The organism is uncultured Actinomyces sp. (assembly GCF_963526355.1).
Lineage (GTDB): Bacteria > Actinomycetota > Actinomycetes > Actinomycetales > Actinomycetaceae > Actinomyces.
In genome coordinates, this window is sequence record NZ_CAUROW010000005.1 from 27,886 (window position 1) to 49,944 (window position 22,059).

The 22,059-nt window shown below is 62.3% G+C and carries 18 protein-coding genes and 1 other RNA gene; 17 read left to right on the top strand and 2 right to left on the bottom strand.

Annotated features, from left to right (window positions below):
* Window positions 1-37: 37 nt before the first annotated feature.
* From ftsE to ssrA, 5 genes are all read left to right on the top strand, one after another.
* Window positions 38-727: a cell division ATP-binding protein FtsE gene (gene ftsE, locus RWR81_RS02625; protein ID WP_314453973.1), complete on the top strand. Its 690-nt coding sequence runs from the start codon at window positions 38-40 to the stop codon at window positions 725-727.
* 12 nt (window positions 728-739) lie between these two features.
* Window positions 740-1,657, top strand: a complete 918-nt coding sequence (gene ftsX, locus RWR81_RS02630) for a permease-like cell division protein FtsX (RefSeq protein WP_314453975.1) — start codon at window positions 740-742, stop codon at window positions 1,655-1,657.
* Window positions 1,658-1,662: 5 nt separating this feature from the next.
* Window positions 1,663-2,979, top strand: a complete 1,317-nt coding sequence (locus RWR81_RS02635) for a peptidoglycan DD-metalloendopeptidase family protein (RefSeq protein ID WP_314453978.1) — start codon at window positions 1,663-1,665, stop codon at window positions 2,977-2,979.
* A 136-nt stretch (window positions 2,980-3,115) separates the two neighbouring features.
* A complete protein-coding gene (smpB, locus tag RWR81_RS02640; RefSeq protein WP_314453980.1) occupies window positions 3,116-3,652 on the top strand; it encodes an SsrA-binding protein SmpB in 537 nt (178 codons plus the stop codon).
* 170 nt (window positions 3,653-3,822) lie between these two features.
* Window positions 3,823-4,193: a transfer-messenger RNA gene (ssrA, locus tag RWR81_RS02645) on the top strand.
* 491 nt (window positions 4,194-4,684) lie between these two features.
* On the opposite strand, the gene RWR81_RS02650 is transcribed toward ssrA, so the two are convergent.
* A complete protein-coding gene (locus RWR81_RS02650) occupies window positions 4,685-5,404 on the bottom strand; it encodes an FCD domain-containing protein (protein WP_314453982.1) in 720 nt (239 codons plus the stop codon).
* Between the two features lie 204 nt (window positions 5,405-5,608).
* Between RWR81_RS02650 and RWR81_RS02655 the strand changes: the two genes are divergently transcribed.
* Window positions 5,609-6,697: an alpha/beta hydrolase gene (locus RWR81_RS02655; RefSeq protein ID WP_399497877.1), complete on the top strand. Its 1,089-nt coding sequence runs from the start codon at window positions 5,609-5,611 to the stop codon at window positions 6,695-6,697.
* On the opposite strand, the gene RWR81_RS02660 is transcribed toward RWR81_RS02655, so the two are convergent.
* The gene (locus RWR81_RS02660; protein WP_314453985.1) at window positions 6,690-7,412 is read right to left on the bottom strand and encodes an FCD domain-containing protein; all 723 of its coding nucleotides are present in this window, start codon (window positions 7,410-7,412) and stop codon (window positions 6,690-6,692) included. The genes RWR81_RS02655 and RWR81_RS02660 overlap by 8 nt on opposite strands.
* 13 nt (window positions 7,413-7,425) lie before the next feature.
* Here RWR81_RS02660 and RWR81_RS02665 point away from each other — a divergent pair, with 13 nt between their 5' ends.
* The 11 genes from RWR81_RS02665 to RWR81_RS02715 all read left to right on the top strand — a co-directional run bounded on the left by RWR81_RS02665 (window position 7,426) and on the right by RWR81_RS02715 (window position 22,032).
* The gene (locus RWR81_RS02665; protein ID WP_314453988.1) at window positions 7,426-7,554 is read left to right on the top strand and encodes a hypothetical protein; all 129 of its coding nucleotides are present in this window, start codon (window positions 7,426-7,428) and stop codon (window positions 7,552-7,554) included.
* 151 nt (window positions 7,555-7,705) lie between these two features.
* Complete coding sequence (locus RWR81_RS02670) at window positions 7,706-9,337, top strand: ABC transporter substrate-binding protein (RefSeq protein WP_314453991.1); 1,632 nt, start codon at window positions 7,706-7,708, stop codon at window positions 9,335-9,337.
* 215 nt (window positions 9,338-9,552) lie between these two features.
* Window positions 9,553-10,518, top strand: a complete 966-nt coding sequence (locus RWR81_RS02675; RefSeq protein WP_314453993.1) for an ABC transporter permease — start codon at window positions 9,553-9,555, stop codon at window positions 10,516-10,518.
* Entirely contained in the window at window positions 10,518-12,665 is a 2,148-nt protein-coding gene (locus tag RWR81_RS02680; RefSeq protein ID WP_314454000.1) for a dipeptide/oligopeptide/nickel ABC transporter permease/ATP-binding protein, read from the top strand. The genes RWR81_RS02675 and RWR81_RS02680 overlap by 1 nt, the downstream gene beginning before the upstream one ends.
* Window positions 12,665-13,492: an ATP-binding cassette domain-containing protein gene (locus RWR81_RS02685; RefSeq protein WP_314454003.1), complete on the top strand. Its 828-nt coding sequence runs from the start codon at window positions 12,665-12,667 to the stop codon at window positions 13,490-13,492. The genes RWR81_RS02680 and RWR81_RS02685 overlap by 1 nt, the downstream gene beginning before the upstream one ends.
* Before the next feature lie 660 nt (window positions 13,493-14,152).
* Window positions 14,153-16,465 carry an exo-alpha-sialidase gene (locus tag RWR81_RS02690; RefSeq protein WP_399497880.1) on the top strand — a complete coding sequence of 771 codons (2,313 nt, stop codon included), beginning with the start codon at window positions 14,153-14,155 and terminating at the stop codon, window positions 16,463-16,465.
* Between the two features lie 72 nt (window positions 16,466-16,537).
* Window positions 16,538-17,923, top strand: a complete 1,386-nt coding sequence (locus tag RWR81_RS02695; protein WP_314454009.1) for a sugar ABC transporter substrate-binding protein — start codon at window positions 16,538-16,540, stop codon at window positions 17,921-17,923.
* 59 nt (window positions 17,924-17,982) lie between these two features.
* The gene (locus RWR81_RS02700; protein ID WP_314454012.1) at window positions 17,983-18,870 is read left to right on the top strand and encodes a sugar ABC transporter permease; all 888 of its coding nucleotides are present in this window, start codon (window positions 17,983-17,985) and stop codon (window positions 18,868-18,870) included.
* A 42-nt stretch (window positions 18,871-18,912) separates the two neighbouring features.
* Window positions 18,913-19,710, top strand: coding sequence for a carbohydrate ABC transporter permease (locus RWR81_RS02705; protein WP_399497882.1), 798 nt, complete (start codon window positions 18,913-18,915; stop codon window positions 19,708-19,710).
* A 172-nt stretch (window positions 19,711-19,882) separates the two neighbouring features.
* Window positions 19,883-20,803, top strand: a complete 921-nt coding sequence (locus RWR81_RS02710) for a dihydrodipicolinate synthase family protein (RefSeq protein ID WP_314454018.1) — start codon at window positions 19,883-19,885, stop codon at window positions 20,801-20,803.
* Window positions 20,804-20,997: 194 nt separating this feature from the next.
* Complete coding sequence (locus RWR81_RS02715) at window positions 20,998-22,032, top strand: ROK family protein (protein ID WP_314454023.1); 1,035 nt, start codon at window positions 20,998-21,000, stop codon at window positions 22,030-22,032.
* The last annotated feature ends 27 nt before the right edge of the window (window positions 22,033-22,059 follow it).

Consider the following 22,059-nt stretch of genomic DNA (forward strand, 5'->3'; position numbering starts at 1 on the left):
GTACCGCGCTCGGGGCGAGCAGGGGAGCAACGAGCAGATGATCCGCTTCGACCACGTCTCGAAGGTCTACAAGCGAGGGGCGCGTCCAGCGCTCGATGACGTCGATATCAAGGTCGAGCGTGACGAGTTCGTGTTCCTCGTGGGCGCCTCGGGGTCGGGGAAGTCGACCTTCCTGCGTCTGGTTCTGAGGGAAGAACGTCCTACCAGGGGACGAATTCACGTCCTGGGGCGCGATCTGTCACAGATCTCCTCGTGGAAGGTGCCTCAGCTGAGACGAGAGATCGGCTTCGTCTTCCAGGACTTTCGGCTCCTGGAGAACAAGAACGTTCTGGAGAACGTGGCTCTGGCCTCCCAGGTCATCGGTAAGCCCCGCCACTACATCCTCTCAGCTGTGCCTGAGGCCCTTGATCTGGTAGGGCTGGCTGGCAAGGAGAAGCGCCTCCCGCACGAGCTCTCCGGAGGTGAGCAGCAGCGCGTGGCGATCGCCCGAGCCATGGTCAACCGTCCCAAGCTGCTCCTGGCTGACGAGCCCACCGGGAACCTGGATCCCTCGACCTCGGTGGGCATCATGCGTTTACTTGATCGTATTAACCGGCAGGGGACCACAGTCGTTATGGCCACCCACGACGATGAGATCGTCGACCAGATGCGTAAGCGTGTCATCGAGCTCAAGGGCGGTGAGGTTGTACGCGACCAGGACCGTGGCGTCTACGGCTCCGACCGCTGAAGGAGAAGAACTGTGCGATTGCGTTTTATCCTTTCGGAGACCGCCAAGGGCATGTCCCGCAACCTGGCGATGACGGTGTCTGTCATTCTCGTCGCCTTCGTCTCTCTGCTCTTCGTAGGTGCCTCGTCCCTCCTGCAGAGTCAGATCTCGACCATGAAGGGCGATTGGTATGACAAGGTCGAGGTCTCCGTCTACATGTGCCCGAAGTCGTCGGCCTCCTCCAGCTGCGCCGGTGGCGAGGCCACTGAGGCCCAGATCGGTGAGGTTGAGAGACTCATTACCAGTGGTGCTCCTTCTGCTTATGTCAGGTCCTATCAGATGGAGACCAAGGCTGAGGCCTACAGGAACTTTATGAAGGCCTATGCCAAGTCCGCCGTGGGTCGAAACGCCACCGAGGACATGATGCCCGTGTCCTTCCGCATCAAGCTCAAGGACGCGGAGAACTACAAGCTGGTGGCCGAGCAGTTCGAGGGACACAGCGGTGTGGAACGGGTGGTTGATCAGCGCTCCACTCTTGAGCCCTTGTTCCTCGTGATGAACCGAGCCTCTTGGATCACGGGAGGGCTGGCAACCATCATGGCTGTGGCCGCGGTTCTACTCATCTCGACAACCATCAGGCTGTCCGCCATGTCGCGCTCTCGACAGACAGGGATCATGCGTTTAGTTGGCGCTTCCAATCTCTTCATCCAACTGCCCTTCATTCTTGAAGGCGTGATCGCGGCTCTCACGGGTGCGATCCTGGCAGTGGTCACTCTGTGGGCGGGGGTCCGCTATGTCGTGGAGGGATGGCTTGCCTCCTCGATCTCCTTCACAAGTGCCTTCATCAGTACCAGGGACGTTCTTCTCCTGTCCCCCTGGCTCATCCTTGCGTCCATCGTTTTGGCCGCCGTCTCATCCGCATTCTCCTTGTCCAAGTACACGAGGGTCTGATTCACATGCTGTCTCGTCTGTTCCTCCGCCGCTCACGCCGACGCGCCGCGGTCTGTGCGCTTGCCGCCGCCAGTCTCGCCTTCTTCTATTCAGGGGATATCTCTCTTGCTGATGAACGTGATGATGCTGTCGCGAACCAGAACGAAGCGCAGCGCAAGCAGCAGGAAGTCATCTCCTCTCTCGAGGGAGTCAGCGCCGACTTGGGGCAGGCGTATATCTCGCTACAGGATGCTCAGACATCACTGAGCGTGGCTGAGACGGAGCTGACCAGTGCCGAGGCGGTCCTGGCTGAGAAGGAACGTGAGCAACAGATCGCCAGTGATCGCCTGACCACGGCGCAGACCAACCTCAATACGGTCAAGCAGGAGGCTGACGCCTCCAAGAAGACCGCCTCGGAGACCTCGGACTCCGTTGCCGAGATCGTGGTGTCCACCTACCAGGGAGACAACTCGGTCACGTCGTGGAGTTATGTTCTCGCCTCACAAGACGTCGAGGACCTCAATCGGAGAGCCTCTGCCGTTGAGATCGGCTCTGGAGTGCAGGAGGCAGTGCTCTCCACCGCTGAGATCGAACGTGCTCAGAACGCCAACCGCGAGTCCAGGCAGAATGCCGCCACGACAAGGGTGGCTACTCTCAAGACCGAGGCCGACGCCGCTGAGGCGGATGCCAAGACCGCTCGGGATGGAGCCCAGACCAAGCGGGATGAGGTCGCCAAGCTGACCGCAGAGAAGCAGTCCGCCGCGGCAGCCCTGGAGAACCGTAAGAGCGATCTGCAGACGCAGCTTGACCAGGCCAACGCTGATGCGGCGGCCGCTGCAGCTCGTGTCGCGGAGATCGACGCAGCCAACAGGGCTGCGGCCAGCGCTGGAACGATGCCATCGGTTCCTTCCAGCTCAATCGCCTCGGACTCCTTGGGAGACGGGTATATCGGGCACCCGATCACCGGTTCCCTTGAGGTGACATCTCCCTTCGGTTACCGCGTTCACCCAGTGACCGGTACCGGAACCGGGCATCAGGGAGTCGACTTCGCCGCGGGTGAGGGCACGCCGCAGTACGCCGCGGTCTCCGGAGTGGCCACCTACTGGAACTCCGAGTCCTGCGGTGTCGGTATAGATATCAACGGCGGTATCATCGATGGACACTCCTATGTCATCACACTGTGCCACCTCTCTGGACGGGCCATCGCCGACGGACAGTACGTCAACCGCGGTGACGTCGTTGGGTCGACCGGATCAACCGGTTACGCTACGGGACCACACGTTCACTTCCAGGTAGCTCAGGACGGAGTCTACATCGACCCGATGTCCCTCCCGGGCTTCTGAGGGACCCGTCGCTCCTTTGGCGGGGTACGTAGACTCCTGTCCTGTACACGCCGTGGTTCCGTGCCGGTTCTAAGGCATGTTTTGGGAGTGCTCTGTGTGAGCGCGTCGGCATCCCGTACTCGTGAAAGGACAGGTCATGACTTCTGCCGCAAAGTCTGCCAGGGCCACCAAGCCCACCGCTGGGCAGAGGGCTAAAGCCGCCGCCGACGCGCACCGGACGGTATCGCGTAACCGCAAAGCGACCCACGAATACTTCATCGAGGACCGCTACGAGGCGGGCCTGGTTCTCACCGGTACTGAGGTCAAGGCGCTGCGCATGGGGCGAGCCTCGCTCACCGAGGCCTGGATCGAGGTTGACCGCTACGGCGAGGCGTGGCTCCAGGGCGCCCATATTCCCGAGTACGTGCAGGGAACCTGGAACAATCACTCCCCGCGTCGCAAGCGCAAGCTCCTCCTGCACCGCAGTGAGCTAGAACGTCTCGCGACCAGGGTCCAGGCCAAGGGCTATACCGTGATTCCACTGGAGCTGTACTTTATCGGCGGCCGGGCCAAACTGGAGATCGCCCTCGCCCGAGGTAAACAGGACTGGGACAAACGCCAGGCGCTTCGTGAGGCTCAGGACAAGCGGGAGGCGGCTCGAGCTATGGCGGCAGCCAATCGGCGTCGGGGCTGAACGGGCGACCCAGCGGCGTCGTGTCCACCGCTAGACGTCGGGGGCCAGTGCTCGGATGTACTACGTGGCATAGCCCTCCGACGACGACCGTCTTCCTCCTGGTACACTTGCACCGCTCCTTTGAGAGCGAGTTCTGGTCGATTTCCAGGAAGACCGGTAACAAGTCCATAGGGGATGATCGGTTTCGACGACGGTCGTAGGTTCAGGAGAAGCGGGCCGAGGATGCGCAGTCATCTCGTCAACGCTCTGCGCGAACCAATAGGTGCCGATAACACTCGCACCGACTTCGCCCTCGCCGCCTGAGCGAGCTTCGAAGTCCGTCAGCCCGGGGATCGCTTCCGCCTCGGTTCCTGGCGTCATTCAGGGAGCCACTGCTGAGAGTCCGTGTCGATAGGACTTTCGGGACTTTCCATCGACTGAGCCCGTCGGCGTCCTTGCTCGCGTGAGACGCCGGGGCCGAGAAAATCGCCAGCGAGCTGCGCCCGGAGAAGTCCTGTTGTGCGCCCGTCGGACGGGGGTTCGATTCCCCCCATCTCCACGAACAGTTGAGTTTTCAGTGAATAATGCCTATGGGTGTCTAATGCGGGCACAAGATAGGCTTATCGCTCGGTACGAGGAATGGTGCCTCGCCAATCGACAAGGATGGCGGGGCGCCGCAGATTTGCTGTGTCAGCACTGGGACGGCTTGGGAGTATTGCGTAGTCATAGTCTTCATGGTGACGACACACGATGCGGCTCGTCGCTGCACCGGTGGCGCACCGGACGGTTCCATCTCCATCGTGACCGGTCAAGGCGATGGCGACGGATCCAACTACTCCGGTAGTCGGCATGGGTACATGCTCGCCTCGGCGCGTATGTAACTATGTAAGGTGGTGGCTCTGTTCGTCCCCCTGTCGTCTCGTCCCCTTGTCATCGGATTCGGCATTCCGATGGCGGTGTCGGAGGAGTCCGCTACGGGTCCGCTGTCAACTCCGCTCCGCTGCGTCGTGAAGGTGTCCTAGCCTTTGACTGAGAGGTCTCGGCCGGGGCGGTTCAGGTGAGGGCGGCCAGGAGTGGTGCGTAGTGCTGCGTGGTGGCCTCGCGGTAGGCCTGGACATCTCCGGCGCGGGCGGCCTGGAGCATAGCCCGGTGGGCTTGGGCGGCGCTGATCATGTCCTCGGGCTTGGGGGCGCCCAGGAGAGGAGTGGTCAGGGTGTGGACAGCCCAGAAGGCCTCAGTCAGGTGCAGGAAGAGGTGGTTCTCCAAGGGCTCGAGTAGTCGCATATGGAAAGAGCGGTCAGCGGCTGTAAAGGGTTCTCCCCTCGCGGCAAGCTCTTCGAGCTCGTTGACGAAAGCGTCGAGCTCGGTGTCCTGGCGGTTCTTCCAGGCCTGGGTGACGGACTCGGCCAGGGCGTTGTCGAGGGTGATGCGGACCTCGACGATGTCGCGCAGTCCGCGGTGGTCGTCTCCGGGGTTGAGCAGGCCTCTGAAGAGGAGGGACTCGACCATGGGGCGCATGGAGATCTTGCCGACGAACATGCCGTGTCCGTGGCGGACCTCGACGATGTCGAGGGCTACCAGGGTGCGTACGGCCTCTCGCACGGAGGAGCGGGACACTCCCAGGTCCGTGCACAACTGCGACTCCGTCGGCAGGGCATCCCCCGGATGAAGGCCCTTGGCGAGAATGAAGTTCTTGATCTCCACGATCGCTGTGGAGGACTGAGTCATAGGGGTGGTGGTGAGGCCTGACATGACACCGCGGGACGTCTGCATAGTCCCATTGTCCGACTATCGGCGCTTTCGCGCTGCTGAATGCCGGTCCGTACATATCCGCCTATTGCTGGGCTCCCTGAAGGTTTCTCAGACTTGAGGGGAGAACTGAGCGGGCTGCAGTCGGCAACGGCGATATGCACCACTGCTTGGTGAGTGATTGTGATCGAGTTGCTCCTCTAAAGCTCATGGTGCAACAGTTGTGGTATGCCCGACACGCATGAGGCTCTCCCCGCCCGTCCGCCCTATGACAGTGCTACTGCCGCTTTGCTCGAGCGTATCGAACGGCTCGATGTCTTACGGGCCATGACACCGCAGAACATCCCAAGCTGGCGTGCCCCTCTTGATGAGGTCCGGGCAGGGTTCCTCATCCGGCATCCCGATATCGAACTGGAGGATGCCGACGTCGTTCGCGAAGATGGGACAAGGCTCACCGTGGCGGTTGTCCGGACCTCGCAAGACGTCTCTGCCAGCAGGTCCGGTCCTCTGTTCCTTTCGCTGCACGGGGGAGGGCTTATCATGGGCTGCCGTTTCAACGGTCTGCTCACAGTCGTCCCGTGGTTGCGGCGTTACGGGGGTGTCATTGTCAGTCCTGAGTACCGTCTGGCGCCGGAGAATCCGGCACCCGCTGGTGTCGAGGACTGCTACACCACTCTGTGCTGGGCGGTTGAGCATGCTGAGGAGCTTGGCGCAGATCCGAACCGTGTAGTCGTCGTCGGACCAAGTGCTGGTGGGGGATTGAGCGCCGGTACGCTGCTCATGGCTCGTGACCGACAGGGACCGGCCGTCCTCGGCGGGCTGCTGGACTATCCCATGCTGGACGACCGCAGCGGGCTGCTGAGCTGGCAGGGCTCGGCTTCTGCACGCCAGTATCCCGACGACGGCACGTGGCCGATGGTCTACAACGACGTCGCCTGGGATGCAGCGTTGGGACGGCGGCGCGGCACGGACCTGGTTTCCCCTTACGAGGCTCCCGCCCGTGCCCCGTGGTTGGGGGACCTGCCCCCGCTGTTCATCTCAGTGGCATCCGCCGAGGTCTTTCGGGACGAGGACGTCGCCTTCGCCTCCAAAGTGTGGCATGACGGCGGGGACGCCGAGCTTCACGTTTATCCGGGGGGCACGCACGCCATGGAGTTCGTCAATGCTCGCTGGCTGGCGCAGGGACTCACTGCTGCGCGCGACCTGTGGATGGACAGACTGCTTCGCCCTGAGGATCCGCGTCTCAATGTCGCGGCCGTGGCGCAGGCCGGAACCTATCCAGTCTTGACTGAGGAGGTCTTCGGGCGGTTCAGGTGAGGGCGGCCAGGAGTGGTGCGTAGTGCTGCGTGGTGGCCTCGCGGTAGGCCTGGACATCTCCGGCGCGGGCGGCCTGGAGCATAGCCCGGTGGGCTTGGGCGGCGCTGATCATGTCCTCGGGCTTGGGGGCGCCCAGGAGAGGAGTGGTCAGGGTGTGGACAGCCCAGAAGGCCTCAGTCAGGTGCAGGAAGAGGTGGTTCTCCAAGGGCTCGAGTAGTCGCATATGGAAAGAGCGGTCAGCGGCTGTAAAGGGTTCTCCCCTCGCGGCAAGCTCTTCGAGCTCGTTGACGAAAGCGTCGAGCTCGGTGTCCTGGCGGTTCTTCCAGGCCTGGGTGACGGACTCGGCCAGGGCGTTGTCGAGGGTGATGCGGACCTCGACGATGTCGCGCAGTCCGCGGTGGTCGTCTCCGGGGTTGAGCAGGCCTCTGAAGAGGAGGGACTCGACCATGGGGCGCATGGAGATCTTGCCGACGAACATGCCGTGTCCGTGGCGGACCTCGACGATGTCGAGGGCTACCAGGGTGCGTACGGCCTCTCGCACGGAGGAGCGGGACACTCCCAGGTCCGTGCACAACTGCGACTCCGTCGGCAGGGCATCGCCAACCTGAAGGCCGGACTGCAGAATGAAGTTCTTGATCGCGGTGATGGCGGTCTCTGCCTGGGTGGCTGGGGCTGTCGTCAATGTGGAGTAGGCGCCGTGCGGGATCGTCAACATACTCCCGTTTAATGTGATGCTCGTCTCTTTGTTTGATGAAGCGCCTGGTTCTGTTGGCGCGGATGCCTTGGCCATGATGTCGCTCTCTTTGGTGTCGACCATGCTTCCTGAGCTGTCAATCATTGTGATCACTGCGGTGTGAATCTGATCGTCGAGCAGTTCCGCCGTTTGGCTGAACCGTGACGGTCGATTGTGTGAATGTGCGAGGTCGTGAGTGGTCTGGACGTCTCGAACTCTGCTACAGTCATGCTACCAACGTCAGACATAAGACGTCAGACTTCAGGAGAGAATCAATGGCGATCACGACTCCGGCCGGCTCTAGCCGCCGGGACTTCATTAGGCTGACCGGTACCCTCGGGGTGGCGGCTGGGCTGGCTGTCAGCTTGGCCGCATGCGGCGGTAAGGGCAAGACTTCGGGTGGTGCGAAGGCGTCCGGCAGCGCCATGGCGACTGACCAAGAGGTTACTCACAAGGACGGTGTCATCACCGCAGGCATTTCCTACGAGTTGGGTACTAACGGCTATGACCCCATGACAACATCGTCGGCGCTGACGGTCGCCGCCAATTGGCACACCCTAGAGGGCCTGACCGAGCTTCATCCGGCGACTCGGGAGGTCTACGCGGCTCTGGCCTCCGAGATGCCTAAGAAGGTTGACGATACTACCTACGAGGTCGCGCTGCGCAAGGATGCGAAGTTCTCCGATGGTGCGGCCGTGACAGCTGATGACGTCGTCTTCTCCTTCACTCGTGTACTCGATCCCGCCAACAAGTCCTTGTACTCCCAGTTCCTGCCCTTCATCGACAAGGTTGAGGCCAAGGACGCGAGCACGGTGACGATCAAGCTCAAGTACGCCTTCTCGCTGGTGGCGGAGCGGCTTAGTGTCGTGAAGATCGTTCCCAAGGCGATTGTCGAGGCCGACGCCAAGGCCTTCGACATGAGCCCCACCGGCTCTGGTCCCTACAAGATGACCGACAATGGCGCTGCCAGTCAGAAGATTGTCTTCGAGCGCAATGACAGCTACAACGGGCCCCGTCCGGCGCTGGCCAAGTCCATGACCTGGCAGGTCCTGCCGGATGACACCACCCGCACCAACGCCATGAGCTCCGGATCGGTGCAGGCTATTGATGCCGTCCCGGCGGCCAACCTCTCCACCCTCAAGGATCCGGTCAAGGTGGCGGCACAGCAGGGCTTCGGCCTGCTCTTCGCCATGTTCAACAACACTACCTTCTCCAATGTCAAGGCGCGTCAGGCTGTGCTCTATGCGCTGGACTACGCCAAGATCTGCGACACCAGTATGGCCGGCCTGGCGACGCCGGCGACCTGCTTCGTCCAGGAGGGTCACCCGGCCTACAAGAAGGCTAAGACGGTCTACTCCATGGATGCCGCTAAGGCCAAGTCGCTCCTGGCGGAGGCCGGAGTCACAGCCATCAACCTGCTGTGCACGGATCACGGTTGGTTCTCGGCGGTGCGGCCGGTTATCCGTGAGAACCTCGAGGCGCTGGGGGTGACGGTCAGCTACGACGAGAAGAAGTCTGCCGACACCTACTCCTTCATCGACTCCGCGCAGGGCGCATGGGATGTCCTTATCGCTCCTGGAGACCCCTCGGTGTTCGGTAACGACGCCGATCTGCTCATGCGCTGGTGGTATGGCGGAGACGTGTGGACCGAGACTCGCATGCACTGGAAGGGTTCGGAGAGCCAAGTGGCGATTCAGGCTCTGCTTGACGAGGCGGTCAAACTTGAGGGGGATAAGCAGATCGCCAAGTGGCAGGAGATCTTCGACAAGTTGTCTGAAGACGTTCCGCTGTATCCGATCTTCCACCGCAAGACCCCAACGGCTTACGACTCCAAGACATTGGAGAACTTCAAGCCGATCTCGCTGACCGGTCTGTCCTTCGTGGGGACGGGGTCATCGAAGTCCTGAGTTCAGGGCACGGGCGGTGCGACGGGCCTTCCAACGGCCTGCCGCACCGCCCGAGCCGTTTCTGTGCCGCCATAGCATGTCATGGGGAAAAGTACTGCAGACTTGCTATCTGACATCAGACATCAGACAATTGGGGTGGCGATTGGTCTCCCCAATCGCCATGCCACCCAGCCGCCCTTCTCGGCGGCAGGACGCTAACGCAAAGGAGCATTTCAGTGTCCAACCTCATCCGCCTGATCGGACGGCGCCTGGTCGCACTGCCGGTCATGGTGCTGGGCGTGACGCTGCTCGTCTTCATCGTCATGTCGTTCTCCTCGGCAGACCCGGCGCGTTTGGCGCTGGGCGAGTCGGCAACGTCAGACGCCCTCGAGCAGTACCGAGTCGCCCACCACCTCAACGATCCACTTCTCAAGCGGTTCTGGGACTATCTCCTGGGCCTGGTCCACGGTGACCTCGGAACCTCCTTCACCGGAGTCAAGATCTCCGACATGGTTGCCGCAGCCTTCCCGATCACGCTCCAGCTGACCTTCATCGGAATCTTTGTGGCCGTTATCTTCGCCACGATCCTGGGTATCGTCGCCGCCCTGTATCGCGATAAGTGGCAGGACCAGGTCATTCGCGTCATCTCCATCGCCTGCCTGGCTACCCCGTCCTTCTGGCTCGCGCTCCTGCTCATCCAGTGGTTCTCCGACATCCCGGGTGGAACAGGATCCTTCCCAGCGCTGGTGTCCGAGTGGGTCCCGTTCACTGAAGACCCCGGTACGTACGTGAACCAGGTGTTCCTGCCGGCGCTGGCCATAGCGGTTCCCAATACCGGTTCCCTGACACGTGTCGTGCGCACCGCCATGGTTGAGGAGCTTGACCGCGACTATGTGCGCACTGCCATTGGTGGTGGTATCCCCAAGAACATCGTGGTGGCCCGCAACGTGCTGCGCAATGCCCTCATCACCCCGCTGACCGTGTTGGGGCTGCGCATCGGCTACGCCATGGGAGGCGCTGTTGTCATCGAGATGATCTTCAACATCAAGGGGATGGGGCAACTCATCTTCCAGGGCATCACCCGTAACGATGTCAACATCGTCCAGGGCGTGTCCATCACGGTGGCGCTGGCGTTCATTCTCATCAATATTGTCGTCGACATGCTCTACGTCCTCGTCAACCCACGAATCAGGAGCATCTGATGCTGCACCGTTCCACACTGGATAAGGCCTCGCGGCCCGGGCTGCGCTTCCAGGGCTGGAAGGCACTGCCCCTCGGCTCCAAGATCGCCGTCATCGTGCTGGGCCTCATCGCCCTGATTGCCATTCTGGCTCCCGTCATCGCCCCCTTCTCGCCCGGTGCCACCGGACTGGCGGAGGCCAAGACGACTTCCTACATCGAGGGTGTCGGCGAGGTCACTGCCAGCGATCCCGTGGTGGCTCCCTCGATGTCCCACCTGTTCGGAACCGACGGCACTGGACGTGACATCTTCTCCCGGGCCGTCTACGGCGCCAGGGTCTCGCTGGTCGTGGGCCTGACGGCTACCGGCCTGGCCCTCCTGGCCGCCTCCGTTCTCGGGGCCATCGCCGCCACGTCCCGCAAGTGGATCGCCGAGACCCTCATGCGCGTCCTCGACGTCATTATGTCCTTCCCGGGCATTGCGCTGGCCGCCGTGCTCGTCTCGGCGATGTCAACCCGCTTGCCGATGCTGCCGGTCATTATCATCTCGATCGCCGTCCTCTACATCCCTCAGCTCACCCGCGTGGTGCGTGCCAACATCATCTCCCAGTTCGGGGAGGACTACGTCGCCGCCTCCAAGGTGATGGGGGCGCCAGTGCCCTGGATCCTCCTCAAGCACGTCGCACGCAACTGCATCGCCCCGATCATGGTCTTCGCGACCGTCCTGGTGGCAGACGCGATCGTCTTCGAGGCCTCGCTGTCCTTCATCGGCGCGGGTATCAAGTCCGTCAACACTCCGACCTGGGGCAATATGCTCTCTGAGGGCAAGGAACTGTTGCTGTCGGGCCACTGGTGGCCGACCTTCTTCCCCGGTCTGCTCATCCTCATCACTACTTTGTGCCTCAACGTGCTGTCCGAGGGACTGACTGATGCGATGGCCTCGCCCCGCATCAAGGCCAAACCCGACGTCCAGGCCGATGAGGAGGCCATGGAGACCCAGGAGACGCTGGATGCCTGGGACGACGCAGCCGAGGCGGTGACGGCCAACGCCACCGTTGCTAAGGAGGGCGACGCCGCTAACGTGAGTTCTCTGACCGGCGTGGTCGCTCCGGCAGCCGAGGACGTCCCCCTGGCCGAACGTCTCAGCTCCCTGCGGGTGGCCGAGCTGGCCCGTCGTGACCGCCTGGTCTACGAAGACACCGGGAAGGATCCGGTCCTGGAAGTCAAGAACCTCTCGATCGCCTTCCCGGAACAGCACGGCGATGTCAACATCGTTGACAGTGTGTCCTTCTCCGTGCGGCCCGGTGAGACCATGGGATTGGTGGGAGAGTCCGGTTGTGGTAAGTCCATCAGCTCGATGGCCGTCATGGGGCTGCTGCCGCCGTCGGCTCGACTCTCCGGTGAGATCCTGTTCAAGGGGCGCAACATCCTGGAGATGACGCCGAACGAGCACAACGCCCTGCGCGGTCACGAGATGAGCATGGTCTACCAGGACGCTCTGTCGTCGCTGAACCCCTCCATGCTCATTCGCACCCAGATGGCTCAGCTGACCTCGCGTGGAGGCACCCGTAGCGCGGAGGACCTCCTCGAGCTGGTGGGGCTCGACCCCAAGCGCACGCTGCGCAGCTACCCGCACGAGCTCTCCGGCGGTCAGCGCCAGCGCGTTCTCATCGCCATGGCGCTGACTCGCGATCCCTCACTGGTTCTGGCCGACGAGCCGACGACGGCGTTGGACGTGACTGTGCAGAAACAGGTTATCGATCTGCTCAACGAACTGCGTGAGAAGCTCGGCTTCGCGATGGTCTTCGTCTCGCACGACCTGGCGCTGGTGGCCAAGCTGGCTCACCGCATCACCGTCATGTACGCGGGGCAGGTGGTGGAACAGGCCCCTACCAGTGAGCTGCTGTCCAACCCTGTCCACGAGTACACCCGAGGACTTCTGGGAGCCGTGCTCTCTATCGAGGCCGGTTCCAAGCGGCTCCACCAGGTGCGTGGCGTGGTCCCCTCGCCCAGCGAGTTCGTCAAAGGTGACCGTTTCGCCCCTCGGTCGGCCCATCCGACAGTTGGTCTGGACACACGGCCGGTCCTCAAGCCGGTTCCCGGCACGACCGAGCACAGTTACGCCATCACCCCCGAGCTCGAGGCTCTGCTTGCCAAGGAGAACCACTGATGCCTTCCAACACCTCCGCATCGACCTCGTGGAACGAGGACCAGCCGGTCGTCGAGCTCAAGGACGTCAACGTCATCCACAAGTCCCGTACTGGCGGCCTGTTCAACCCGGACACGGTCCACGCGGTCAACAATGTGTCGCTGTCCGTCAGGCGTGGTGAGACGTTGGGCCTGGTGGGGGAGTCCGGCTGTGGTAAGTCCACCACCGCCCGGGTCATGGTGGGGCTGCAGCCGGTCACTTCCGGCGAGGTCATCTTCAAAGGTCGCCCGCTGGGACACTCCGCCTCGGATCGCCGCGAGCTGGGACGTAGCATCTCGGTGGTCTTCCAGGACCCGGCAACGGCCCTCAATCCACGCATGATCGTTCACGACACGCTCATCGATCCGCTCAACGTCCATGGAATCGGGTCGCCCAAGGAGCGAGAGGCGCGCGTGCGAGACCTGCTTCACCTGGTTGGTCTGCCTCCCAGCGCTCTCAATGTGCTTCCCCGGCAGATCTCGGGTGGCCAGCGACAGCGCGTCGCCATTGCCCGCGCGCTCGCGCTGGATCCTGACATCATCGTGGCCGACGAGCCCACCTCCGCTCTGGACGTCTCCGTGCGTGCTCAGGTGCTCAACCTCCTCCAGGACCTCAAGGCATCCCTGGGACTGGGGCTGGTGTTCATCAGTCACGACATCAACACGGTGCGTTACGTCTCGGACCGGATCGCCGTCATGTACTTCGGCAAGATCCTCGAGCTCAACACCACAAAGGAGATCTTCAACAATCCGCAGGAGGAGTACACTCGAACGCTCCTGGCGGCAGTGCCCTCGCTGCTCGACGTCTGAGCGGATAGTCCCGGCTGCGGCCGGTGGCGCCGGCACCTCCTTGTGAGGGGCGGACCCCTGTGGGTCCGCCCCTCACATGTCTACGGACCCGTTTGAGCAGCCGCATCGTTCCCGGGCAGGGTCGATATCGGAGCAGAAATGTTTGATTGATGATTGCGGGAAAATCGACTCGTTAATCTAGCGCGCCCCTGATGTCTGTGAGCATTGACTTCCTGGTCGCATGTCGGGTAGATTACTTTCATCAGTTCAGTGAGGAACTGAGAGCGGCATGGAGCGCCGCCAACAAAGATGTTGCTTGTGAAGGAGGGTCCTATGTATGTCGCAGCGCCATGGCGTGTGACCACGACTGCTCGTCGTCAGTCCGTCGTGCGTGAAGGTCGGGGCCCTTCTTTGATTTGCGCTTGAGGTCTGAGCGGAAACCAGACTCCTGCCTGAACGGCGGAGATGTCGCTGAAAGTGACCTGCCGCCTGTCTTGTCGTCATGTTGTAGGGCGATGGGCGTCCTGATGCGTGCCCGCATTCTGCACCATTGAATGGGGCTTTTCCAGGATCATTCCTGCGGTGCGTGTCTGAACTCTTGCGATGCGAGCAGATCTGTGCCGTTGATGGTATCAGCTATCAATAGGGACCTCTGTGTCTTTTTCGAGATGGATATAAATTATGGGAGCAGTATGTGCCGCAACGCGGTTTGATGAAGAAATGCTCGGCGCGGAATCGGGAACCATATCCTTCGACTTCAGGTCGAGGTCCGACGGCAACCTGTTCACACTGCGAACTTCCGAGGGGCGATCACTCGATCTACGTATTGTCGGATCATCGCTCGTGTACGAGGCGAGGGTTCCGGACCGGTGGAACAAGTTGGAGGCCGAGGATGTGCGGTCGCTCGACGACGGGCGCTGGCATAGCGCCGCAGTCACCGTCAGTCCCGCCGGTACCCGTCTCTATCTCGACGGCTATCAGGTCTTCTGCGGAACGACGACGGCGTTTCTCAAAGATCTTCCCGGGGTGATAGAGACAGTGCTCGGACAGGGGGACAGCCCCGAGGTCGTCGCCTTCGCAGTGCACCCCGAAGTACTGACCTCACGGGAGGTCATGGCACTGTCACGACGTGCCGAGCCGCTGGTCGAGTTCGCCGCCAACCGTTTGAGCTCCTACGACGTCAGCCGGTTCTCGGACTCTCGGCATGGGTCGTTCTGGCTTCGGTTCCGGGTGCGAGGTCGTATGCAGCAAGGTGCCCTACTCGCTGCCGGCGGGCGAGGGTGTGAGCAACTCGCCGTGACGGTCGGACCTGCTGGGATCACCTACACCGGCGTGAGCCTGGCAGGCAGGCGCCGAGAGGTCACGGCCAGCGGCGCATGGAGCGACGGCGGCTGGCACGAGGTCGTGGTCACCGTGGGGCACGGTGCGGTCGATCTTTACGTTGACGGCTTTCGTGAGCAGCATGCTCCCGGCGAGTTTTTCCTCGGGGAGGTCGAAGGACTTGACGAGATCGTCGTCGGGCAGGACTGCGACGGTGTGCGCTTGTCCGGAGAGGTGCAACGAGCGGGGATCTACGACTACTCACTCGGCGACGCCCAGATCAAGCGTCTGTGTGAGGTCGAGCCGATCGAGACCGATGCGCTCTTCGACCGGGGATACCAAGATTCGGCGTCCTATCGGATCCCATCCCTCCTCGCGCTGGCCTCCGGCACCATCCTGGCTGGGGCCGACCAGCGCGTCTCCAACGCCAACGACTCTCCCAACGACATCAATTTCGTTGTACGTCGCTCCCTCGACGGAGGGCAGAGCTGGGAACCGGCGCGCACCGTCATCGATTGTCCGGGTAGCGGAGAGGACGCCTCGTCGGTGATCGACTCCTGCATGGTCCAGGACCCGAACACGGGGAGGATCCACGTTCTCATCGATCACTTCCCGGGTGGAATTGGGCAGCCCAACTGCTGGGCGTCCACCGGATTCGACGAGCAGGGACGAAGACTCTTGCGGGACCTCGACGACGGACGCTACGTCGTCGAGGAGAACGGTGCAGTCACAACGATCGATGGGCAGGCAACCGAGTTTCGGGTTGAGGATGACGGCAGCGTGCTCCGCGACGGCCGGCCGGCCGGGAACTTCGAGCTCGCCCCTGGGGCGGACCCGGCTGAGAGCCTCCTGGCCATTCCGACCAGCTACCTGCAGATCGTCCATTCCGACGACGATGGTCTCACCTGGAGCAAGCCGCAAGATCTCAATTCCCAGCTGAAGCGACCGTGGATGAGGTTCCTGGGCACCTGCCCAGGTAACGGCATCGCCCTGCGGCACGGCGCCCATGCTGGACGTCTCGTTGTCCCCCTCTACTTCAACAATGACAGGAACTGGTTGGCGATGTGCGCCACCGTCGCCTATTCCGACGACCACGGGCAGACCTGGCAGCTCAGTCACGGTCCCAACGAGGGCAGAGAGACCTCCGACGGCCCGCTCGACCCGCAGACGTTCGTTGATGAGACCTGGTCCCTGCACGAGGCGGCCGTCGTTGAGCGGCAGGACGGGGTGCTCCTGCTGTTCATGCGCAACCAGCACCCTCACGGCCACGTCGCGGTCAGCGAGTCCCACGACGCGGGACAGACCTGGGGAGCCATCCGATTCGATGAAAACCTCCCCGAGATCTGGTGCCAACCCAACGCGATCCGCCTTCCCTCGGCCGAGGGTGAGGACCGCATCGTCTTCGCCAACGCCTCGCTCATGCTCCCCTTCCGGGGCTGTGGCGTCATTCGGCTCAGCCTTGACGGGGGGCGCACATGGAAGCGCTCGCGGACCTTCAACCCCGGTCACTACGTCTACCAGTGCATGTGCGTCCTACCCGACGGAAGGATTGGGCTGCTCTGGGAGAACGAGTGCCAGGGGCTCTATTTCTCACGCCTTCCCCTGAGCTGGTTCGACGCCGACATCGAAGCCATCGGGCCGCGTACCACTGCGGATCAGGGTGGGCGCTTATGAAGCCAACGCCTCGATCCGTCTCACACCGCTCAACCTATCCCCGTTTCAATGACCGTTCAAAGGAGAACCGTTATGGCGCCGTCAACCCCTGTTCCGCCTCACCCATCACCCGCCTTCAACCGTCGCAGCTTCATGATCCTCGGAGGCGTCGGTATCTGCGGGGCGCTCGCCGCATGCGGCGGTCAGAGCTCCTCCGAGGATGAGGAGACCGGTCCGCTGCGCGGCACGGTCACCATGTGGTCGTCCTTCACACAAGGTCCGCGCGCCGACTGGATGAAGAAGATGGCCGAGGAGTTCCACACCAAGAATCCCGATGTCACGGTGAAGATCGAGCAGTTCTCCTGGTCCGAGTTCAACACCAAGTGGACCACCGGGCTCACTGCCGGACAGGTGCCGGATATCTCCACAGCCCTGCCCAACAACGTCGTGGAGATGATCAACTCCGAAGCGCTGGTGCCACTCGACAAGGTCATCGACTCCATCGGCCGTGACCGGTTCCCCAAGCCGGCACTGGCCGAGGGGCAGCAGGACGGAAAGTCGTACTCCGTGCCGATATACTCCCACGCTCAGGTGATGTGGTACCGAACGGACCTCCTTCAGGGCAAAGGGCTGTCGGTTCCAACAACCTGGGAGGAGCTGGCCGCGGCGGCTAAGGAGATCGGAAGGTCTGACGACTTGTACGGCCTGTCGGTTCCCCTGGGTACGGGAGACATGCTGGGGGCGCGCTACCTCAGCTTCTACGTCCGCTCCGCCGGCCAGAGGCTGCTCAAGGATGATGGGACGGCCAACCTCACCTCCGAGGTCGCCCTGGACGGCATCAAGTACTGGACCGACCTGTACAAGTCGGTCTCACCGCAGGGATCCCTAGATTATGCGGTTCTCGATCAGGCGACGCTCTTCTATCAGGGAAAAACTGCCTTCGACTTCAACTCCGGATTCCACATCTCCGGGGTCTCCTCCAACCGTCCCGACCTGGTCGACTCCATCGCCGCCGCACCGCTTCCCAGGATGAAGGCTTCCGATCCCGTCAACTACCCGGCGGAGGTGTCTAATGTACCGCTGGTGGTGTGGGAGGCCTCCAAGGTCAAGAAGGAGGCCAAGGCTTTCCTGGAGTTCCTGTTCACCAAGGACAAGTACATCGAGTTCCTGCACTCGGTTCCCGGAGGAATGCTCCCCGTTCTCAGTGACATCTCGCAGGACGCGACCTATATGGGCGACGAGACAATCCAGAAGTACTCGGACTCGATCAAAGTGATTCAGGACCAGGTCGACGTCGGCAGCGCGATCGGTATGGAGAAGGGGCCACTCGTCCAGGCTGGTGTGCTCACCAGTCAGGGGCTTGTCGAAAAGATGTACCACTCAATCATCATCGACGGGGCTGAGGTCGAAACCGCGGCAAAGGACTGCGAGAAGAAGCTCAATGAAGCGTTCAAGGCCGCAGGAGCCAGTATCAAGTGAATCGGCGCGGTGGCGGGGATGAGGTCTCGTTCCCGCCAGCCAGTCCGAAAGGTGAGCTCATGACACGGATCAAACGAATGAACTGGACGGGTGTGTGCTTCGTCGCGCCCTCAATGATTGTCGTTCTTGCCCTCTTGATCTACCCCGTATTCTCCAGTATCTGGTACTCCTTCACGGACAAGAACCTGTTGCGTACCGGCTATCATGTGGTCGGGATCTCCAACTACACGGACCTGCTCGGTTCCTCCAGCTTCTGGAACGCATTCGGTGTGTCCATTAAATGGACTGCGGCATCGATCATCGGCCAGCTCGCTGTGGGTATGGTCCTGGCCCTCGCGCTGGACCGGGTACCACGAGGATCGGGGCTGTTCCGCACTCTTCTGATCGTTCCCTGGGCTTTTCCGGCTATTATTACAGCATTCTCCTGGAAATGGATCCTTAATGACGTCTACGGATTCCTGCCGAATCTTTTGACGTCTTTCGGGGTGACTGACAAGAATGTGGCACTGCTGGGCAATCCTGGAACAACCTTTTGGGTTGCGCTACTGATCAACATCTGGTTCGGCGCCCCTATGTTCATGGTCAACATCCTCTCTGCTCTCAAAACTATTCCCCAAGAGCAGTACGAGGCGGCGATGGTGGATGGTGCCTCTGGGTGGCAACGGTTCAGGTTCATCACTCTGACCCATATCCGTGAGGTGATCGGCCTGTTGGTCATTCTGCGGACGATCTGGGTCTTCAACAACTTCGACATGCTCTTCCTTCTGACGGGTGGAGGACCGGGGGAGAGGACGACGACGCTGCCGATCTTCGCCTACCAGGAGGGCTGGAACCTGCGCCAGCTCGGTGTCGCATCCACTGTGACGATCCTGCTGCTCATCTTCCTGCTGGCTCTGGCCTTCGGTGCCTTCAGGATGCTCAATCGCTGGGAAAAGGAAAGGGGTTGAATCATGAGACGTGCCGGCCGTAGTCCGTGGGGGACAGCCTGCGTGTACCTCATTCTCGTCGTTGCCGCCTTCGTAGCGGTGTTCCCGCTCGTGTGGGTCATCTCCTCGTCATTCAAGACCTCTCATGAGCTCGCGCAGAACCCGTTGCAACTGTTCTCGACCTCGCCGACGCTCGAGCACTACCGCAAGGTGATCGAGGAGATCGGGTTCCTGACGAATCTGAAGAACTCGCTACTGATAGCGGGATGCTCGACAGTCATCACGGTCGTGGTGTCGATGCTCGGTGCCTACGGGATCGTGCGGTTTTTTCCGCGGGTCGGGAGGCAGCTGACCAAGCTCCTTATTGGCACCTACATGTTCCCGCCCATCCTGCTGGCCATCCCGTATACCATCATCATGGTTAAAATCGGGCTCATGAATAGCTACGTCGGGCTGATCATTGCCTATCTCTCGTTCTCGATCCCGTATGCGATCTGGATGCTCATCGGCTTCTTCCAGACGGTTCCCATCGGGGTGGAGGAGGCGGCTGCCGTTGATGGGGCGAACCGGTTCAGGGTATTTTGGCAGATTTCTGTGCCCATTGTCCTTCCTGGGATCGTGGCCACCGCTGTCTACACGTTCATCAACACGTTCAATGAGTTCCTCTATGCGCTCCTGTTCATCACCGAGTCGGACAGGATGCCTGTTGCAGTCGGCCTCTACTCTCTCCAGGGGTCGGAGGTTCTCGACTGGGGAGCCATGATGGCTGCTTCGGTGATCGTGATCGTCCCTTCGGTCGTTTTCTTCATGGTTATCCAGAAGCACATCTCTGGTGGGCTCTCGGAGGGGTCCGTCAAATAGTCCCTCCGGCGGGCCTGTCCCAGTCCTGCCCTCCTGCTGCTCCGGTGCGTGCGGCGAGAGTGATCGCTCGTTCGCGCGTGCCGGAGTGGCGTGGAACGGGAACATCTGCAACAATGATCATCGACGTCAGATGTCAGACGTCCGATAACCTTTCAATGAAGAGAGTCACCACATGGACAACCGTTTCACCGGCGTCATCCCGCCGGTCGTCACCCCTTTCACCGCCGAGGGCGAGGTTGACTTCGACAGCCTGGACAAGGTCGTTGAGCACCTCATCGCTGGTGGCGTCAATGGCCTGTTCGCCCTAGGGTCCTCCGGAGAGGTCGCCTATCTCACCGACGCCCAGCGCGACGCCGTCATCGAACGAGTCGTCAAGACCGCGGCAGGGCGCGTTCCGGTGCTTGCCGGCGCCATTGACACCACCGCCCACCGGGTCATTGACCAGGCCCGTCGGGCGGCCGCTCTCGGCGCCGAGGCGATCGTGGCCACTTGCCCCTTCTACGCGCTCAACGACACCGAGGAGATCAAGGCCCACTTCCGCGCCATCGCCGCGGCCATTGACGTTCCCGTGTTCGCCTACGACGTGCCTGTACGGCTGGGCGGGGCCAAGCTCGGCTGCGACCTCCTCGTCGAGCTGGGCAGGGAAGGCGTCATCGCCGGAGTGAAGGACTCATCAGGCAACGACGTGGCCTTCCGCAGGCTGGTCGCCGCCAACGAGGCCGCAGGTCACCCCCTGGCCCTTCTGACCGGCCACGAGTGCGTCGTCGACGGCATGCTCCTGCTGGGCGCCGACGGTCTCGTCCCCGGATACGGCAACGTGGACCCGGTCCGCTACGCCGAGATGTGGAAGGCCTCCCGTGAGGGTGCGTGGGACGAGGTGCGCCGCCTTCAGGACGAGATCTGCGCCGGCTTCGAGATCGTCTTCGTTCCCCAGGGGCGCTCCGCTGACGCGACCGGTATCGGTGCCTTCAAGACCGCCATGGAGGCGATTGGAGTTATCGCCACCAACGAGATGGCCTTCCCGGTCAAGGCGCTTCAGGGGGAGACCAAGGACGCCGTCCTGGAGATCGTCAAGGCGCAAGGCCTCATCTGAGGTCTCTGCCGGCTGCGCGTCCGACGGCGGCCTCGCTGTCGAACGGGTCGGGCCCGCAGCCGGTAGCCGCATCGGCGGGCAATCGTCGATCGGGTTCTGGGCGGTCGCGAGTGGCTGTCGCCCCATTCCACACTATTTTTCTTCCTCCTTTTAGAGTCGGCGCATCCGTGCCGCACGCCAGTTTGGAGAGCGTCATGAACCAGGATGCCCGCCCATCCGCCCCCTTCAACTCATCGTCATCCGGTGAGACCCCACTTGTCGTCGGACTCGACCTCGGTGGTACCAAGATGGCCGCAGCTCTAGTGGACGCCGATGGGGTCCTGCGAGGTTCGGTGGCCTCCTGCTCGACTCCGGCTCACGACGGCCCTGCCGCCATGCTTGACTCCATCAGTGCACTCGTGCAGCAGGTTGTGACGTCCGGGACCCGTGAGGCTCCGGGGCTGCCCGTATCCGTTGCAGCGGTCGGTATCGGTACCGCCGGTGTCGTCGACGTTGAAGGCGGGATGATCCTGTCGGCCACCGACGCCATCACCGGATGGGCCGGCACGCGGATCGTTGCCGGTGTGCAGGAAAGGCTCGCCGTTGCAGGGCTGGGGGTGCTCCCGGTCCACGTCGAGAACGACGTCGATGCCTATGCCGCGGGGGAGGCGTGGCTCGGTGCCGGCGCTGGGGCCGAGGTCGTCCTCATGGTGGCGGTGGGCACCGGCGTTGGCGGGGCTCTCGTCATCGAGGGCAGAACTCGTAGAGGCGCCCACCACGTTGCGGGTGAGATCGGGCACGTACCCGTTCCCGGAGCGCAGGGTGAGCCCTGCACCTGCGGCAGGCCAGGGCACCTCGAGGGCATCACCGCAGGCCCGCAGATCCACCGTCGCTACCTGGAGAAGGGGGGAGCCCCCGACGTCCCCGACGCCAGAGAGGTGGAGAAACGTGCGACCGCGGGAGACGGCATCGCTCAGAAGGTCTACCGCGACTCGGCGGTGTGCCTGGGCAGGGCGCTGGCAGGACTGGTCACCGTCATCGATCCCGACGTCGTCGTCGTCTCCGGTGGCCTGGCCCGAGCCGGCGACCTGTGGTGGGAGCCCCTGAGGCAGACCTTCGCCGCAGAGATCATCGACCCCTTGGCCCCCATCAAGATCATTCCCGCCACCTTGGGGACCGCCGCGCCGATCGTCGGTGCGGCTCGTGGTGCCCTCGCCCTGGCCGGCAGCAACGACAACCACCGCCCGTAGCCGTCGGGCTGGGGCGCTATCAGACAG